Below are 19,183 nucleotides of genomic sequence, written 5' to 3'. Positions count from 1 at the left end.
GAATGACGCTTTTTAAACTTTATTTCAAGTATTACTGGTACTTTAAATTGGTGAACGTCACGAATAAGATCAATGGCTTGATTTATTTTATACGCAAAATACCGTGGCTTGGTTCCAAAATTCCTATGCGCTTATATGAATTGTATGGAATCAAAGAAGTCGTCACGCTGTTGGGATTATTTTTGTCTCTTTCATTAAGTATTGTTTATAAGTTCTTTTGGTTAGGCTTATATCTTTTTAGCGCGGTTGTGCTGGAAAGCATTGCGGCAAATGAGGACATAGCGAATGTATTCTTTGCTTTTAAGCCACATGTTTTGATGAACAGTTTATTTATCTGGTTGTTTTTGATGATAATGTGGAACCTTTTTATGCAGGGGAGATCGGCTGTTAAAACGAATATCGTTCGTTTTTATGATGATTTTATATTATCCAGAGCAACGGTTGTTCGTGGGATGAGTCTTTTAGATAGCGCCTATCAAGCGATCGCTTATTTGCCGGCAGCATTATTTTTAGGTGTACTATTTGGTCGTGGCTTCAGTACGCTGCTGTTGGTTTTATTCAGCTATTTAGCAGTTAATTATTTCTGCTTGTATATTCATAGAATGGTTTATATGTGGCGCTTTTCTGTATTTTTCCGACGTTTGTTGATGTTAGGCAGCGAGCTGCTGGTGTTAGGACTTGGCGTAGTTATTTGGCGCTATCATCTTGTTGATTCGTTGATGGGCATGCTCCTGTCCTGGGGAGGCTTGTTGTTTTTGCTTGGGTGTTTAGCAGGTAGTTTATGGCTGTTCTTATCTTTTAAATACGAACATGATTTTTTGTTGTATCAACAGTCTCTTGCTGCTGAGACAAGTGCTAAATGGGAAAAATTTGTTGGCCCAACGAATCAGTATTTAAGTGAAGGCTTGACGATGCAAAAAAAGCTGGTTGTGACAACGGAAAATGCTAATGAGCATTTAGCGGGAAGTAATTATTTAAATGCGTTACTCTTCAGTCGCTATCGGTCTATATTAAACAAAGCCTTAATGTATCGTTTTTCTGTTATTGGCTTGGCTCTGCTGGTCATTATCGGGCTAAGCTGGCTTGCTCCTGCTGATTTTTTAGCCACGAAAGAAGTTGCTAAAACCTTGCCAGTGCTGTTTTTTATCATGTATGTTCTGTCTTTTGGTAAAAAAGTCGTCCAGCTGGTTTTTGTAAATTGCGACGTTTCAATGCTGTATTATCCTTTTTATCGGGAAGCGCGTACTATTGTTACTGGATTTAACTATCGGTTTAAACAAACCTTCTACTATAATGGTTTATTGGCAATTGGTATTTTTTGCTGTTATCTGCTTTTACATGTATTAAACGGCTTTTTTCTGGAAGGACGCTTCTTTATTGTGTTAGTGTTTTTACTGATCGCTTTAGCGTTTTTATTTTCTTTTCATGAATTGTTTGTTTACTATATTCTGCAGCCTTTTACAGGAGAGCTGGAAGTGGTTAGTCCATTATACAAGGTGGTATCGGGCGGTTTTTATCTAATTGCTTATTTCAATCTGCGGATACAACTAGCTAGCTATTTGTATGTTGTTGTTTTGTCTGCGCTTAGCTTATTGTACGTAGGGATAGGCTTTCTGGTGATTTACAAGTGGGCGCCAAGTACATTTAAAATCAAAGCATAAGAAATAGAAACGATTCATGACTTTTATTCTATTGTTTAGATGAGAATATCCTTCGTTTTTATGAGAACATTAAAATCAAGCAAGGGCTTAAAGAGCTGCTGAAAAAGCTCTTTAAAGCCTTTTTTGATTTTCAGCTTAAAAATCATAGATGAGAAAAAAATAATAAATGGATTTTAAATTAATAAATCGCTGATAAAATCAATATTTATACATGAGTTTGCTTGTTTAAATGAATAGAAATGAGTATGATTAATAGGTATTTTTATCTTTATGGAAGAAGAAGGAGTGTTTTTATGGAACAAAAGCAGCTGCGATGGTTTACCGTCGGACTGATTGCATTTAACATGGTTTGGGGCATTGGGAATGTCGTGAATAACTATGCACAACAAGGAATTTCTGTGGTCACGTCTTGGCTCTTGATTTTAGTGTTGTACTTTATTCCTTATGCGCTGATCGTGGGTCAATTAGGCTCAACCTTTAAAGACAGCAGCGGCGGAGTCAGCTCATGGGTACAAAATACGAGTACTAAGCGTTTGGCTTATTATGCTGCTTGGACGTATTGGGTGGTGCATATTCCTTATTTAGCACAAAAACCCCAATTGGTTTTAATTGCGTTTGGTTGGGCGATTCAAGGCAATGGCAACATTGTTAATAATTTCTCTGTCGTAGGCATTTCGTTAATTTCTTTAGCTATTTTTCTGGTTTTTCTTTTATTGTCTACACGAGGCTTAATGACCTTGAAAGTAATCGGTGGTATGGCCGGGACAGCGATTTTTGTTATGTCCATTCTGTTTATTTTATTAGCCATCGGCGCGCCAATGATGAATTCTTCCGTTGAATTTGCAACGCCTCATTTGGACAAAGTAAGTACCTATATTCCTAAGTTTAACTTTAGCTACTTTACGACTGTTTCGATGCTGGTGTTCGCGGTTGGCGGAGCAGAAAAGATTTCGCCTTATGTGAATTCAATGAAAAATCCGGCTAAGGAGTTTCCAAAAGGGATGATTTTCTTAGCTGCAATGGTAGGTGGCTCTGCAGTATTAGGTTCATTTGCTATGGGAATGCTGTTTGCCAGCAACAATATTCCAGAGGATTTAATGGCTAACGGAGCGTATACAGCCTTTCAACTGCTGGGAGAATATTATGGCGTGGGCAATTTGTTGATGATTATTTATGCGATTACTAATGGCATTGGTCAAATTTCAGCCTTAGCCTTTTCAATTGATGCACCGCTGCAAATTCTTTTAGCAGATGCTGATCCGGAGTTCGTCCCTGCTGCTTTACGCAAAAGAAGCAAAAAAGGTACCTTGGTTAATGGGTATTTATTAACCGGAATTTTGGTAAGCATCATTATTTTGCTGCCGATGTTCGGGATTGAAAATATTAAAGAGCTGGTAAAATGGTTAACGAATTTGAATTCTGTCGTGATGCCGATGCGTTATCTGTGGGTCTTCTTTGCTTATATGATGCTGAATAGAGCGTATAAAAACTATCAGTCAGAGTATAAGTTCATTAAAAATCCTAAGCTTGCTTATATTTTCGGCTTATGGTGTTTCCTGTTTACAGCCTTTGCCTGTATCTTGGGAATGGTACCGAAAATTGAATACAGCGCAGATCCTAAAGCCTGGTTCTTCCAATTGGCTTCTAACATTGTAACGCCGATTGTCTTGATATTATTAGGGATGATTTTACCGGCAATTGCGCGCCGTGAGAAAAATAAAATTTAAACAGCACGAGGTGACTGAAAATATAACGTATAAGTTATGGTTCAGTTACCTCACTTTTTTTAATAATTGCCATTAAATTGCAAAAACGTCTTTTCATTTTTAATATTATTTTGTATATTTAAGGAAAAATAGAACAATTTTCGATTTTTATCGGTATAATAGGAACATAAGTAGGTTCTTTTTAGAAATAATATATACGAAGGAAAATTGAGGAAGTGAGAACGATTAGTAAGCGACAACGTAAAAGGGCAGAAACAGCCACTTATCTTTGTAAAGAAGTGGATCCCGAGTACTTAGGGCGTGAGATTTATGCAGATAATGTGGATACTCCCTATTCTTTTTATTTAATTCGTAAGTTGACTCTTGCAAAAGACTATCAAAACTTAGCCGAAGGAGAAGCCTATTTCGAAGCAATTTGTACTAGTTGGGATCATTCAGAAGCGTTTGAAGAATTAGTTGTTAAAAAAATCTATATCTATGTAGAAACGGAAGCTATTTATTACACACTGTTGATGGGCAGCTTCGAACCGACTAGAAGTGAGTTGCGCATTAGCCTGAAAAAATGGTTGGACAGCCTCTCTCTTAGCGAACTGGAGTCTTCACTAACTGAAAAAACGGAACAACCCGTTACAACAGAAGAAATTCAGGGCTTGCTCAAACAAATGATGGAAATGTCCAACGAATTATTCCGACTGCGTAAAATGATGAACGACTTAAATCAAACACTGGCTCAAAGTCAGCTAAATCCAACTCCAGTGAAAAGCAATCCGGTTATTTCAAGAAGTATTCGAACGATACATTTGAAGCGTGCGCAACCATTAATGGTTGAAAACAGAATGGCTGAGGTTGAAGAAAAAGAAACGGATGCAGCGGTTGTAGAGCCTGAATTTGAAGTACAGCAGGATACAGACACAGCAACTGAAGCAGCTGATAGTGCTGAAAAGGAAGCAGAATCAACAAAGGCAGAAGTAGCTGAAATTGATTCAAATGAAATGCCGTCAGCAACGGTTTTTTCTGGCGCTCGTTTAACAAGAAAAACCAATAAAGCAACCGTTCAAGACTGGCATAAAGCAGTGGTTTATTTGAATTCAAGCAAGCGCGTAAAAGCACCTACGCAGCAGCCTGATATTTTGACGAAAACCGTTTTAGAAAAGCTGGAAGATGAGATCTATCAGCATTTTATGAATAAACGGATGCGTTTAGGGACGAAAAAGATGCAAACTCAAAAGAAAAGTATAGCACGGGCGGAACTGTTGGAGAAAATTAATCAGGCAGAATTTGTCAGTTATTCATGGACTCAGGTACTTAGAAGAAAAAATGAAGATATTTTATTAAGCGGGCGTCTAAGCTGTGCGGGACTCGTTGCTTCTTTGGAAAATTTTTTACAGGAAATGCGCGATATTGCCTATAGCCGTTCCTTTTTTGGTAAGAAGGTACGCTGCTCGGCTGATTTACTGCATCGTTTGGACGGGTATATTCTATTGGATCAATATTTGCAAAAGCTGCGAACAAGTATCGGGAAAAATAGAACATTTACTGAAAAATCATAGAGCTAATGCACTCGTTTTTAAGCGAGGTTGGGCCAAAAGTCGTTTAGGTGCGAGCAATTGGAGGAAAAGACGACCATATGCTTTTGATATTGATCGTCTTTTATGAAATTGCGGAAGAACCTGACTTTCGGCCACCGTTTATTCGTAAATAGTAGGCGGGACAAAACTGTTTTTTAGTTTTGTCCCGCCTACTGCTCTTTTTTTAAGAAAATTACAGACTTCTTTTCGAAACAATAGTGAAAATGACTAGTTTTGTAGTATAATTTTCAAGGATAAGGAAAGGCGGGGAGAGAATGAGGAAAAAGCAGACCTATGCAGTGGTCGATATCGAAACAACCGGTACTGATCCTGAAGTAGACCGAATCATACAGTTCGGCTGTGTTCTGGTTCAAGATGGAGCGATCATTTCCCGTTTTACAACTGATATTAATCCGAATCAGGCTATTTCAAAGCAAATTCAACATTTAACCGGCATCAGTAACGCACAGGTTCAAAAAGCGCCGTACTTTGAGGATGTCGCTTTAACGATCTATAACTTATTGGCAGATACGGTGTTTGTCGCACATAATATTTATTTTGATTATACTTTTTTATCGCGGGAGCTGGTTCGCTGCGGGGCGCCGAAGCTGACAATTCCCGGAATAGATACTGTTGAGCTGGCTCAAATTTTTCTGCCAACAGAAAAAAGTTTTCGCTTAAGCGATTTGTCTGAAAGTTTAGGCTTAATTCATGATAATCCTCATCAAGCAGACAGCGATGCGCAAGTAACGGCTGAATTACTACTGCTGATAGAAGCGAAAATGAAGCGGCTGCCTTTAGTCACGATGCAGACGATTGATAGACTTAGTCAGCAAACAGGAATGGATACCAGTACTTATATTCACACTGTTTATTTAGAAATGAAAGAGCATATTCAGCCTTTAGCCCCTGACTTAAAAGTAGTTGCTGGTATTGCTTTACGTAAAAAAGAGGTTCGTTTATTTGAGGAAAGCCTTTATGAAACGGCAGTTTTTCCAAAGAAGAAAAAAGGCAAAGAAAAGGTTTTTGGTGACAAAGTCAGTTTTCGACCGGAGCAAAGCCGCATGATGAATCTGGTTCATGAGCATTTTACAAACGGTCAAACGAAGAATCTGTTCGTAGAAGCTGCGACGGGAACCGGCAAAACCTTCGGCTATTTATTCCCGCTTAGCTATTTGGCGACGCCGACTAACCCGTTAATTATTAGTACAGTTTCTATTGTGCTGCAAAATCAGTTAGTCGAAAAAGAAATTGAAATGGCGAAGCAGATTTGTCCCATGCCTTTGCAGGCAGTGGTGATTAAGAGTCATCGTCATTATATTGATCTGGAACGCTTTCGTGCAACTTTGCAGAATCCGGTGCCGCAAAAGCAATATGCGCTCTATCAAATGGGCGTCTTAGTTTGGCTGACAGAAACCGAAACAGGAGATCTGGATGAGCTACAGCTGCTTCATTTAAATCATCTCTTTTGGAAAGAGGTAACCCACCGGGGTGTAGATTTTCTTGCGGAGCAGGACCCGCTGTTTGAAGAGGATTTTGTACGTTTTCTGCATAAAAAAATCAAGCAAAGCAATATCTTGGTAGTAAATCATGCGTTTTTGACACAGGAAACGTTAAGAGAAACACCGCTGCTGCCAAAAAGTGACTATTTAATTATTGATGAAGCGCATCATTTGCCGGACATTGCCGGGAAAATGGCGACCCGCCAATTTAATTTTGTTTCTTTTAAACGGCAGGTTCAGCTTTTTTCAGAGGAAGAGCAGCTGTTTGATCAGGTAAGTATGATTTTTGAACAGGAAACTCAAGCCCAACGGCTGCTGCGGATTTATAGTAATTCGTGTTTGGATTTAGTGGAGGAATTTAGTGATTTCTTTTTTGAAATGAATCAACTTTTTCCTAAAAAGGAGCAATCAAATACCCAGCTCGTTACCAAAACACTTTTTGACCAATTGTCGTTGGACGGAGAGGCTTCTCTGCAGAAAATCGAAGTTTTATTATCGGAAATGCAGGAAATTCAACATCAGCTAACTCAGATGATTGTTGCGCAGACGGATAAATATACTGCTTCCGACCGGATTTTATTTGCCAGTTTATTGCAGTTTTTTGACCGGCTTACGTATTTGGCTGACTGTTTTGAGATTTATGTGAATCAGTGGCAGCCGCGCTGGATTAAAGAATATACGCCGAATAATCAAACCTCCGGATTATTGGCGGTCAATGATTTAGAGGCAAGCATTTTACCCGAAACTGTCTGGTATGAGCGTTATTCCTGGATCTTATATACAGGGGGCACCTTAAAATTCGGCAGTAATAAAAATTACTTGCCAGAGAAGCTTGGCATAACGGATATTGCTTTTAAAACCTTGCCCGATCCTTATGATTATGCTCAAAATGCCCGCTTGTATATTCCTCAAGAAGCCATTGCTGTCAGTCGGGCTGACACAGCTACGTTTTCGGCCTATATTGCGGAAGTAGTAGAAGCGATTGCAGCGAAACAGGACTGCTCCATGCTGGTTTTGTTTACCTCACATGAGGTGCTGACGAGCGTTTATCATCGGCTGCATCAGACGCTGTTAAATCAAGGCAAAGAGCTTTTAGCTCAAGGCATTAGCGGCAGTAAGGAAAAAATATTGAAGCGCTTTGCTCATTCCAAGAACAGTATTTTATTGGGAGCCGACAGTTTTTGGGAAGGCGTCGACCTTCCCGGGGATGCGCTTCAATTGCTGATTGTGACGCGTCTGCCTTTTGAAAATCCGCAGCGGCCTTTTGTGAAGGCACGTTATGATTATTTGGAGGCGCAGGGGATTCAGCCGTTTTCTCACGAAGCCCTGCCGAAAGCTGCGTTGCGTTTGCGCCAAGCATTAGGACGTTTGATTCGTGGCGATAATGACCGCGGTGTTTTACTAGTTTTGGATCGACGTTTAGTAACGGCGAAATATGGAAAACGATTAGTAAAAGCGTTGCCGAAAGCTCTACCGGTAAAAGAAGCACCCTTGACGGAGCTTTTAACTGAACTAAATGAATTCTTAAACAAATAACCAAAATAAATTGCTTTTCTATCTATTAAACAGAACGGTTTTTCTGCTATAATGGTAGCCAGTAAGTTTGGAAAGGACGAGAAGATTGCTGGAACAAGAAGAAGCTAAAAAAAATAAAATCCTTTTAATCGTTATTGCTGCTTTATTAGCGATAATCGTCATGGTAGCCCTTATCTTTGTTCGTTCTACCCATCCGCAAAAACAAGCTGAAAGAGAAGCAATTCAGATTGCTAAAGATCATGCGCAGCTGCAGTCAGCGGATCATTTTTACTGGTTTACCCGAAAAAAAACCTATTTTAGTGTGACCGGCAAGAACGATCAAGGCGATGAAATCGCGGTTATCATTCCAAAAAATGGTGAAAAGGTCACTGTTTTATACCAAAAAGACGGAGTCAAAGAAGGACAGATTCGCCAGCTTATGGAGACGGATTACAAAGAATCTAATATTTTGAAAGTCAATTTAGGTATGTATAATGACCAGCCTGTTTGGGAAGTGGTCGCAAAAAATGATGAAGGCTTATTAAGTTATTATCTCCTGTCATTTAAAGATGCAGAAGAAGTTAAAGTAATTAAAAATGTCTGACGAGACAATGAACCAATGAAAGAATCGGGAAAAAATGAATGGAGTGAAATGTATGGAATTATCGGCGCGCGCCCAAAAATTGGAGCCTTCTGTTACGTTGGCCGCGGCTGCTAAAGCCAATGCGCTGAAAGCAAGCGGCAAAGACGTTTTAAGTTTAACAGTTGGTGAACCGGATTTTACCACACCGAAAAATATTCAACAGGCGGCAATTGCTGCTATTGAAAACGGCAAAGCCAGCTACTATACCCCATCAGGTGGTATCAAAGAATTGAAAGAGGCGGTAGTCAGTCATATAGAAAGCTATTATCAGCTGCAGTACACACCGAAGAATGTCATTGTTACGGACGGAGCAAAATTCGCTTTGTATTTACTGTTTCAAGCTGTTTTAAATCAGGGCGATGAAGTCATTATCCCTGTACCTTACTGGGTAAGCTATGGTGAACAAGTAAAATTAGCTGAAGGAGTGCCGGTTTTTGTTTCATGTACACAAGAAACTGATTTCAAAGTATCCGTTGCCCAATTAGAGCAGGTAAAAACGGCTAAAACGAAGCTGCTGATTTTGAATTCTCCCTCAAATCCTACTGGCACCATATACTCTAAAGAAGAGCTGCGTGCGATTGGTGAATGGGCAGTAGCCAATAAGATTTTAATCGTATCAGATGATATTTACGGCAGACTTGTTTATAATGGGGCAGAGTTTACGCCGATGGCAACGATTTCCGATGAAATCCGCAAGCAAACGATGATCATTAATGGCGTATCGAAAAGTTATGCCATGACTGGCTGGCGTATTGGCTATGCGGTAGGAGATGAGACGATTATTGCAGCGATGAATGATATTGCTTCCCAATCAACTAGCAATCCAACAGCGGTTAGTCAATATGCCGCGGTTGAAGCTTTAACCGGTACACAGGAAACCGTCGAACAAATGAGACAGGCCTTTGAAGAACGCTTAAATAGCATTTATCCTAAATTTGCGGCAATACCCGGCTTTAAATTAGAAAAACCGCAAGGCGCTTTTTATCTGTTTCCTAATATTAAAGCGACATTGGATATGTGTGGGTACACAGATGTTACTGAATGGGTAACTGATTTGCTGGAAGAAGCACAGGTTGCGCTTGTGACTGGCGCCGGCTTTGGTGCTCCTGAGCATGTGCGAATTAGCTATGCAACGGATTTAAAGACACTGGAAACGGCTGTGGAACGCATCACAGCATTTATTGAGAAAAAAAGCAGGAACTAATTAGTCAATTCGGGATAGGCAAAAAAGAAATGAATGGAGAGACCATTGTGAAACAAATACAAATCATTGATTCCAAACATCATGTGGGAGAAACCGTTAAAATCGGTGCGTGGATTGCCAATAAACGCTCCAGCGGTAAAATTGCCTTTTTACAATTACGTGATGGCACAGCTTATTTTCAAGGCGTAGTAGTAAAAAGTGAAGTACCAGAGGAAGTATTCCAGCTTGCGAAAAGCCTTACACAAGAAACTTCTGTCTGGATTATCGGCGAAATCCGTGAAGATAGCCGCTCTAAATTTGGCTATGAAATTGGTGTAAGCGGGATTGAAGTGATTGGTGAGAGTCATGACTATCCAATTACGCCAAAAGAACATGGAACAGACTTTTTGATGGATCATCGTCATTTATGGCTGCGTTCTTCCCGTCAGCATGCCGTGATGCAAATCCGTAATGAAATCATCCGTGCGACGTACCAATTTTTCAATGATCATAATTTTGTCAAAATTGATCCGCCGATTTTAACAGCAAGTACTGCGGAAGGAACCACTGATTTATTTGAAACAAATTACTTCGACCAAAAAGCCTACTTATCTCAAAGCGGACAGCTTTATATGGAAGCGGCTGCCTTGGCTTTTGGCAAGGTCTTTTCATTCGGACCAACATTTAGAGCAGAAAAATCTAAAACACGTCGTCATTTAATTGAATTTTGGATGATTGAACCTGAAATGGCTTTTATGCATCAAGAAGAAAGCTTGGAAGTGCAAGAACAGTATGTTGCCTTTCTCGTGCAAAGTATTTTAGATAACTGCACACAAGCCTTAGATGTCCTAGGCCGTGATAAAGAAGTCTTGAAAAAATACACTCAATTACCATTCCCACGTATTTCTTACGATGAAGCGGTAGAGCTATTAAAAGAAAACGGCTTTGACGATATTGAATGGGGGGATGATTTTGGTTCGCCGCATGAAACCTTTATTGCTAATTCATTTGACCGTCCGGTGTTCATTTTAAATTATCCAAAAGCGATTAAAGCCTTTTACATGAAACCACATCCTACACGTGAAGATGTCGTTATCTGTGCAGATATGATTGCTCCGGAAGGCTACGGTGAAATCATCGGCGGTTCTGAAAGAGCCACTGACTACGATTACCTGTTAGAGCAAATTCGTAACCATAACTTAGACGAAAAAGAATACTCATGGTATCTGGATTTAAGACGTTACGGATCAGTGCCGCATTCAGGTTTTGGTCTAGGTCTAGAACGTACGGTTACTTGGCTGGCTGGGATTGAACATGTTCGTGAAGCAAGTCCATTCCCGCGTTTACTAAATCGGATTTATCCATAAAAAATAATGAGTGAGAGCGAGACAAAACTAAGAAACAGTTTTGCCTCGCTCTATATTTACGAATAAACGGTGGAAGCAGAAAAACGAAAAAGTTCCATGTATTTTGCCTCGAGTAATCGCAGAGGCAGCAACTCCTTCGGAAATAAGCCGGAGTTAAACGCTTCTGTCCCAGCCTCACTACTTACGAATAAACGACTTTTGGCTTAACCTCTTTTTTTGCAGAGAACATAAAAAATTAGAAAAAGTAAGGTAAATTGTTTAGAAACGAATCATTTTGTGATAGAATTGACAGAAAGTAGAATAAAGGAATGACTTGAATGGAAAACCTAGCACATATCAAAAGAAAACATTTTCGTTTTCCAGCATATGATGATGAAATCGGAGTAAAATTAACTTCTGGAAATAAACGAACACTTTTTGAACAAGAGCAATTATTGACAGAAACGGACTTCAAGCCAAGTGCGCCTGTCACTGAACCTGTCAATACCCAAATAGACGCTACTCATGCGAGCACAACAGGACACACCGAAGAACAAATCGCTGATCTTGCTTGGCATAAATCCAATTTGCCAAACTATATGATGAGCCATAATAAAATCACCATGCCAAAAGCCAAACCTAATTTGTTCGGCAATATGCATAAAAAAGCCAGTCAAAGCTTCAATAATCAGGCTGCTGCCAACAAAACTAGAACCAGCTTTTCAAAAACGACGGCAAACGATTCACGTTCTCGTTTCGTCCCTAAATATATTCCGGCTTCTGTTATTCCAGAACCAAATTCTCCTTCTTTGAGCGAACAAGAGCTGGTTTCAGCAATGAAAAAAGACCAAAGCTCTTATTTATTGTTTGATGATGAGCCGGCAGCGTTTCAAGTAAAAGATAATCAAGATCCAACCGTTAAAAAATTTAATATCCCTAAAGATACACCGGAAATTCCAGTGACCAGACGTCAGTATCAGCAGATCAAGCCGGATATGGAGCGCTTTGGCAAAGATGATATCAGTCACAGCCTGCCGCGTTCGCGCAAAGAGCTGAAAACGGCTAAGCAAAATGCTAAAAGCCAGACTGCCTATGGTCAAAAAGTAGCAGAGGCGGAGCAAGAGAAAAAACGTGGCATTCTCGACAAATCCTTAAGTGGAATTATTGAAGATTCAAGTATGGAACTGGAAAACAGTAAATATTTCAACTAAATGTCAACTAGCGCTTCAGCGAGCGACAGTTGTTCAAGGAATGTGCCTGAGAAAGCTCTTAGAGTGATTCTACAGGCACACCTTTTTGCCTTTTAATTAGGGAATAGAAGTCTACGGCAAAGGTCGACGGGCATTGCCGGTTGATTATTTTGCACGTTTGTACGATAATGGACAGCAGACAATTAAAAATTTGATAGGATACATAGATAGAAGAGAAGAGGAGAAACATGAGCAATCACGAAAATAAATTACATCATTTTGTAGGTATCAAGGGTTCCGGCATGAGTTCGTTGGCCTTAGTTTTATTTGAAAAAGGCTATCAAGTGCAAGGCTCTGACGTAGAAGAATATTTTTTCACTCAGCGTGATTTAGAAAAAGCAGGCATTGCGATTTTACCGTTTAATGCAGACAATATTACAAAGGATATGCTTGTTATTGCCGGTAATGCCTTTCCAGATAGTCATGAAGAATTGGTTCGCGCCAAGGAATTAGGTGCTGAAGTAATTCGCTACCATGATTTTATTGGCCGTTTTATCCAGCCATATACGAGCGTTGCGGTTACTGGTTCACATGGAAAAACGAGTACTACAGGCTTGCTTTCTCATATCCTTACCGGTATTGCACCTACGAGTTTTTTAATCGGTGATGGAACCGGTCATGGGGATCCCAATGCAGAATTTTTCGCCTTTGAAGCCTGTGAGTATCGTCGCCATTTCTTGGCTTATTCACCTGATTATGCGATTATGACCAATATCGACTTTGATCATCCGGATTATTATAAGAGCATCGAAGATGTTTTTTCTGCTTTTCAAACAATGGCTGAGCAAGTAAAAAAAGGCATCTTTGCTTATGGCGATGACAAATATTTACGCCAATTAAAGACAGAGGTTCCTGTATATTATTATGGCTTGAATGAAGATGATGATATTCAAGCGAGAAATATTCAGAGAACCACTCAAGGCTCATCCTTTGATGTCTATCACAAAGACGAAAAAATCGGCCATTTCGTGTTACCAGCCTTTGGGCAACATAATATTATGAATGCCTTAGGCGTGATTGCTGTTGCTTATTTTGAAAAGTTGGATATGGCTAAAGTCGCAGAAGAAATGTTGACTTTCGCCGGTGTGAAGCGCCGTTTTACTGAAAAAAATGTATCTGACATGATTATTGTAGACGACTATGCTCATCATCCAACTGAAATTGTTGCGACAATTGACGGGGCGCGTCAAAAATATCCGGATAAAGAAATTATTGCTGTCTTCCAACCGCATACCTTTACACGGACTATTGCGCTGATGGACGAATTTGCCGCAGCTTTGGATTTGGCCGATCACGTATTCTTATGTGATATTTTCGGTTCAGCCAGAGAACAGCAGGGCGATGTAAAAATCGAAGATCTTGGACAAAAAATACAAAAAGGCGGCCAAGTCATCAAAGAAGAAAATGTTTCTCCTTTGTTGGATTTTGAAAATGCAGTAATGGTCTTTATGGGTGCTGGCGATGTCCAAAAATTTGAACAAGCGTATGAAACATTATTAAGCAATACCACTAGAAATGTTTTATAATTAATAATAGTAAGAGAAAGGAATATGAAGAAGCAGCGCTAAGCTAGCCTTCTTCATATTCTTTTTAGCTTGCCTTTTGGCGTCGTTTTGGTACAATAATGATAACATTAGTGGAGGTGTACTAATTTGAATATCGGAAAACCGAGAAAATTAGGCAAAACCATCGAAGATATTGAGGAAGGCGATTCGCTGTCATTAACTGAGTCGATTGAAGACAAAGATTTACTGCTTTATTTGGGTTTAACCAATGATGCCAATCCTTTATATATCCAACATGATTATGCCCAAAAAACAGAATATGGTAAGCCAATTGTTCCGTCAATCATGCTGATGGGGATTATTACTAGTGCGATTTCCAAGCATCTACCCGGCCCAGGTTCCCACGTGGTGAACTTTTCAGTGAACTTTGTTGAACCAGTTTTTCATTATGAAACCTTAACGTTTCAGTTTGAAGTCATTAAGGTAGACAAGATGAAAGATGTGGTGACAATTTCAATTGAAGTCATTAACGAAGAGGAAAATAGAGTGCTTGATGCGGTTGTAATGGTTCAGCCGCCACAAGTGACGTTGGCAGAACTACAAGAGAAAGAAGGAAGAGAAAATGAATAATGGTACAGTTGCAAATGTTGGTTTAAACAAGTTTTATTCAAAAATTTATGGTTATTTAGCAGTAGGAATCGGAGTAAGTGCGATAGTCTCCTACTTAATTTTAAATGTGTTTCCTATCGTGTTAATTACACTGCTTCGTTCTCCTGCGCTTTTTTACGGGTTATGGTTTGTGGAACTTGCTCTAGTCTTCTTGTTGGGGATAAAGGCACGTCAAAATCCAACCTTAGCGATTAGCGGGTTTATCGGATATGCGATTATTAACGGGATTACAATTTCCGCGACACTATTAATTTATGCTCAAGCAACCGTTGTTAGTGCATTTGTCAGTGCTGCAGCAACGTTTGGTGCGATGTCTTTAGTCGGTATGTTCACGAAAAAAGATTTATCTGCTATCGGTCATGCAGCGTATAGCGCGCTAATCGGGATTATTATTGCAATGGTTCTGAATATTTTTCTTTTACACAGTAGTGCCGTTTCCTTTTTTATTTCAATTTTAATGGTACTGATTTTTTCCGGAATAACTGCTTACGATAACCAAAGTATTCGTCGTGTCTATTATGAAACAAATGGTCAAGCAGGTACAGGAATGGCTGTCTTTTTCGCTTTAAAGCTATATCTAGACTTTATCAATTTATTCTTGGCATTCTTACGTATTTTCGGGAAAAATAAATAAATATTAACGCCTCTTCACTGAAGCAAAACAGAATTGTTTTGCTTCAGTTTTTTTTGTGCTCTAAAATGGCTTTTTCACTAAAAATTATTCATACTATGGTTTTATAATGAATAAAAATTTAATTTAATTTGTTTTTATGATTAAAATTCCGTTGACTATCCGGTTTTTATGCATTATACTTTGATAAAATTAATCTATATGCAGAAACACTTGAAAAAAATGAAGAAGGTGTAAAAATGGAAAATAATTTGGAGTTGCCAAAAGGCTTTCAATTTTTCGGAACACATGTTGGCATTAAAAAAAGAAAAAAGGATTTTGGACTAATTGTAGCCGATGAAGTTTGCCATGCCGCTGCTGTATTTACAAAAAATCAGTTTTGCGGTGAATGTATTCCGATCGGTAAAGCCCATGTAGCCAACGGAGAATTACAAGCGGTTGTTGTGACCAGTGGTGTAGCCAATGTAGCAACAGGAAAAACAGGCAGAGAAAATGAATATAGGATTCTAGCAGCTTTATCCGAGAAGCTGGGAATTGAGCAGGAGAATATTTTACCTTCATCCACCGGCATGATTGGTCCACAGCTACCAATTGATGTAATTGAAGCATTTTTAACACAGCAGCCGCTTTCTTTGAGCAAGGAGTATCTTGATTTTGCCGAAGCGATTTTAACGACTGATAAGCGAATCAAGGTTCAGCGTGTGAACGTAGGCGCGGCCACAATTTTAGGGATTGTCAAAGGTTCAGGGATGATCGAGCCGAACATGGCGACGATGCTGGCTTATGTGCTGACAGATGCTAAGATTGCTAAAGAGGAGATTTATCCGCTGCTGAAAGAAGCGGTGGATCACTCCTTCAACACGATTAGTATTGACTCGGATACCAGCACGAGTGACACCGTCGCTCTTTTAGCCAGTAATCATTACGAAGTGGACACAAAAGAGCTGCGGTCAGCACTTCAGCAGGTCTGTCGGGATTTAGCTTTAGCGGTTGTCAAGGATGCTGAAGGAGCGACGAAAACCATGTTTGTTACCGTTAAAAATGCCGAAACGCAGGAGCAGGCCAAAACAGCAGCTAAAGCGATTATTAATTCGCCATTAGTAAAAACCGCTCTTTTTGGTCATGATCCGAATTGGGGTCGAATTGCCATGGCACTAGGGAAAACAGAAGCTGTGGTTTTTGATCAAAACAAAGTAGAAATTTTCTATGCTGACTATCCGATTTTTGCTAATGCTCGTGAAGCCAAAGAAAACGTTCAAGTCATCGAAAATTATATAAAAGAGCAGGATGATATCTACTTAACAGTCGATCTTCATCAAGGAGCGGCGAGTTTTCAAGTGATTGGCTGCGATTTAAGTCATGAATATGTTGAAATCAACAGCGCCTATTCTACTTAATATTTTTCTAAAGGCAGAACAAGAGAAGCCAGCTTTTGTTTCTGTCTTTTTTGATTGTCTGGTACTTTTATTTTACGAATGTATGTTCTATAATAGAGAAACGACAGGTGGGATGAATGTGAAAGACAAGCAAAGAGTAGCTGTGCGCAGGCTCGTAGAATTTATCTTGCGAAAAGGAAGTATTGACGCGCGCCATACCAGCGAGCACACCGCCCAAGAAGGGGCAAGAATTCACCGCAAACTACAGAAAAATTACAGCGAGAACGATCAAAAAGAGGTTAAGCTGGCTATTAACATAGAATTAAATCAACAAACCTACATAATCGAAGGCAGAGCCGACGGTATTCTTGTGAATGCCGACCAGCAAATCATCATTGATGAAATTAAAACGTCAGAACCGGCATTTTCCGATCTGAGGCCGGAACAAGTAGATATGTATTGGTATCAGGTAATGTGCTATGGTCACATTTATTGTCAGCAGGAAAATCTGGATGAAATTTATTTACAGCTTACCTACTACCAAACGACGACAGAAGAAATAACACGACAAAAAAAACACTATACAAGTACTGAATTAAAAGCGTTTTTTGACGACTTAACACAGCAGTATGAACAATGGTTGATTTTTAAAACAAATTGGCGCCGCCTGCGTAATCAATCGCTGAAAGAACTGAAGTTTCCTTACGCTGACTACCGTAAGGGACAACGAGAGCTGGCGGTTGCAGTTTATAAAACAATAGTCAGTGAGCAGCGATTATTTGTCGAAGCGCCCACCGGCACCGGCAAAACAATTTCCACCCTTTTTCCGGCGCTGAAAGCAGTCGGTGAAGAACAAGCAGAGCGACTTTTTTACCTGACAGCCAAAACAATTACCCGCCAAGTTGCTGAGGATGCTGTTGAAGCTCTAAAGCAAAAGGAAATGCGGTTAAAAAGCGTGACACTGACAGCGAAGGATAAGATCTGCTTTCTAACGGAAAGAAATTGTACACCGGAAGCCTGTCCGTTTGCCAATGGCTATTATGATCGTTTGAATGAAGGCTTGTGGGATCTATTGACCAATGAAAACCAAATGACACGACCAGTCATTGAAGCCTATGCCCGCAAGCACACCCTATGTCCATTTGAGCTATCGCTGGATGTCAGTCTCTGGTGTGATTTAATTATTTGTGATTATAACTATTTATTCGATCCTACCGTTTATTTGCGGCGCTTCTTCGACGAGCAGCCGGTTGAAAAGGAAAATCTTTTTTTAGTGGACGAAGCACATAATTTGGTCAACCGTTCCAGAGAAATGTATTCTGCTGAGCTTTCTAAAAGAGAGGTCAGTCGTTTAAAAGAGCTTTTCGGGAAAAAACAGCAAAAGTTAACCCGAGCAATTACAAAAATCGAAAAAGAATTTGATCGTCTGAAGGAGGTCTGCGAGGAAAACGGACAGGTCTTTATTCATCAGGCGGCTCCAGCTGATTCTTTGGTGAAGGTAGTGTACGGCTTAGTGGAAAAGATCAAAGAATGGTTACCGGAGCATCAGGATTTTGGCGAGCTGCCGGAGCTTTTGTCGATTTATTTTAAGCTGTTGAGTTATGTGAGAATCAGTGAAAGCTATGATGATCATTATTATACTTATGTCGATTGTCGTCATTATGATATTCGGGTGAAGCAATTTTGTATTGATCCTTCCTATCTGCTTGAGCAAAAGCTGAATTTGAGTAAAGCCAGTGTTTTATTTTCGGCAAGTTTAACACCGCTGGATTACTATCAGGAGATATTAGGCGGTGGTGAAGAGAGTCTACGTTATCGCATTGCCAGTCCTTTTCCAAAAGAAAATCAACTGCTGATCGCGCAAAATCAGATTCAAACTACCTACAAGGAACGCAGCAGCAGCTACGACAAAATTGTGGAAAGCTTAACAGGAATGATTGAGCAGCGGACAGGAAATTATTTCGTCTTTTTTCCTTCTTATTCTTATATGGATGAAGTATATGAACGCTTTATCAAAAAAAATCCTCAAGTTAAAACGTTACTTCAGGCAACGATGATGAATGAAGCTGAAAGGGAAGCTTTTTTGGCTAAATTTGTCACGGAACCGACAGAAAGCTTAGTGGGTTTTTGTGTGCTGGGCGGGATCTTTTCAGAAGGAATTGATTTGAAAGGCTCGCGGCTGATCGGTACGGCGATTGTCGGCGTAGGGTTGCCGCAAATGAATGACGAGCAGGAATTAATCAAAGCCTATTATGAAGAAAAAAAGGGACAAGGATTTCAGTTTGCCTATCAGATTCCCGGGATGAATAAGGTCTTACAGGCGGCTGGCAGAGTGATTCGCGATGTGGAAGATAAAGGGGTTGTTTTATTGCTGGATCAGCGCTTTTCATCAACTGCAGTGCAGCGCTTTTTTCCGCCTCATTGGGATCAATTAGCGCTGACGTCTTCTAATGATCAAGCTATTCATTTAATGCAGCAGTTTTGGCGTAATGGATAAATTATGGGAGATTTATGAAAATGGTCTAAAAACCGAGCAAATAGAGTAGTCAGTGTGTGAATGCTTATGTTATAAATAGGCAGGAAGTGTTTTTTGTGCTATTTTTCAGC

13 protein-coding genes are annotated in these 19,183 nt (G+C 39.8%); all 13 read left to right on the top strand.

Annotated elements, in window-relative coordinates; all coding sequences use genetic code 11:
• The first annotated feature begins 2 nt into the window (after nt 1–2).
• The 13 genes from ABH902_RS08315 to ABH902_RS08255 all read left to right on the top strand — a co-directional run bounded on the left by ABH902_RS08315 (nt 3) and on the right by ABH902_RS08255 (nt 19,073).
• A complete protein-coding gene (locus ABH902_RS08315) occupies nt 3–1,661 on the top strand; it encodes a hypothetical protein (protein ID WP_404590244.1) in 1,659 nt (552 codons plus the stop codon).
• Between the two features lie 293 nt (nt 1,662–1,954).
• A complete protein-coding gene (locus tag ABH902_RS08310; protein WP_404590243.1) occupies nt 1,955–3,388 on the top strand; it encodes an amino acid permease in 1,434 nt (477 codons plus the stop codon).
• A 215-nt stretch (nt 3,389–3,603) separates the two neighbouring features.
• Entirely contained in the window at nt 3,604–4,938 is a 1,335-nt protein-coding gene (locus tag ABH902_RS08305; RefSeq protein WP_404590242.1) for a hypothetical protein, read from the top strand.
• Between the two features lie 293 nt (nt 4,939–5,231).
• Entirely contained in the window at nt 5,232–7,994 is a 2,763-nt protein-coding gene (locus ABH902_RS08300) for a helicase C-terminal domain-containing protein (RefSeq protein ID WP_404590241.1), read from the top strand.
• Between the two features lie 85 nt (nt 7,995–8,079).
• Nucleotides 8,080–8,577, top strand: a complete 498-nt coding sequence (locus ABH902_RS08295) for a DUF5590 domain-containing protein (protein WP_404590240.1) — start codon at nt 8,080–8,082, stop codon at nt 8,575–8,577.
• Nucleotides 8,578–8,629: 52 nt separating this feature from the next.
• On the top strand, nt 8,630–9,820 hold the full coding sequence (locus ABH902_RS08290; protein WP_404590239.1) for a pyridoxal phosphate-dependent aminotransferase: 1,191 nt from the start codon (nt 8,630–8,632) through the stop codon (nt 9,818–9,820).
• Between the two features lie 47 nt (nt 9,821–9,867).
• Complete coding sequence (gene asnS / locus ABH902_RS08285) at nt 9,868–11,166, top strand: asparagine--tRNA ligase (protein ID WP_404590238.1); 1,299 nt, start codon at nt 9,868–9,870, stop codon at nt 11,164–11,166.
• A gap of 317 nt (nt 11,167–11,483) precedes the next feature.
• Complete coding sequence (locus tag ABH902_RS08280) at nt 11,484–12,356, top strand: hypothetical protein (protein ID WP_404590237.1); 873 nt, start codon at nt 11,484–11,486, stop codon at nt 12,354–12,356.
• A 227-nt stretch (nt 12,357–12,583) separates the two neighbouring features.
• Complete coding sequence (murC, locus tag ABH902_RS08275; RefSeq protein ID WP_404590236.1) at nt 12,584–13,921, top strand: UDP-N-acetylmuramate--L-alanine ligase; 1,338 nt, start codon at nt 12,584–12,586, stop codon at nt 13,919–13,921.
• Nucleotides 13,922–14,047: 126 nt separating this feature from the next.
• Nucleotides 14,048–14,530, top strand: coding sequence for a MaoC/PaaZ C-terminal domain-containing protein (locus tag ABH902_RS08270; RefSeq protein WP_154774820.1), 483 nt, complete (start codon nt 14,048–14,050; stop codon nt 14,528–14,530).
• Nucleotides 14,523–15,203: a Bax inhibitor-1/YccA family protein gene (locus tag ABH902_RS08265; RefSeq protein WP_404590235.1), complete on the top strand. Its 681-nt coding sequence runs from the start codon at nt 14,523–14,525 to the stop codon at nt 15,201–15,203. Before ABH902_RS08270 ends, ABH902_RS08265 begins: the two co-directional genes overlap by 8 nt.
• 236 nt (nt 15,204–15,439) lie before the next feature.
• A complete protein-coding gene (gene argJ, locus ABH902_RS08260) occupies nt 15,440–16,597 on the top strand; it encodes a bifunctional glutamate N-acetyltransferase/amino-acid acetyltransferase ArgJ (RefSeq protein WP_404590234.1) in 1,158 nt (385 codons plus the stop codon).
• A gap of 82 nt (nt 16,598–16,679) precedes the next feature.
• Nucleotides 16,680–19,073 carry an ATP-dependent DNA helicase gene (locus ABH902_RS08255; protein ID WP_404590272.1) on the top strand — a complete coding sequence of 798 codons (2,394 nt, stop codon included), beginning with the start codon at nt 16,680–16,682 and terminating at the stop codon, nt 19,071–19,073.
• Nucleotides 19,074–19,183 lie beyond the last annotated feature (110 nt).

The organism is Enterococcus sp. UD-01 (assembly GCF_044909655.1).
In the GTDB taxonomy this organism is placed as follows: Bacteria; Bacillota; Bacilli; order Lactobacillales; family Enterococcaceae; genus Enterococcus_L.
This window is presented reverse-complemented; position numbering and strand designations above follow the sequence as displayed.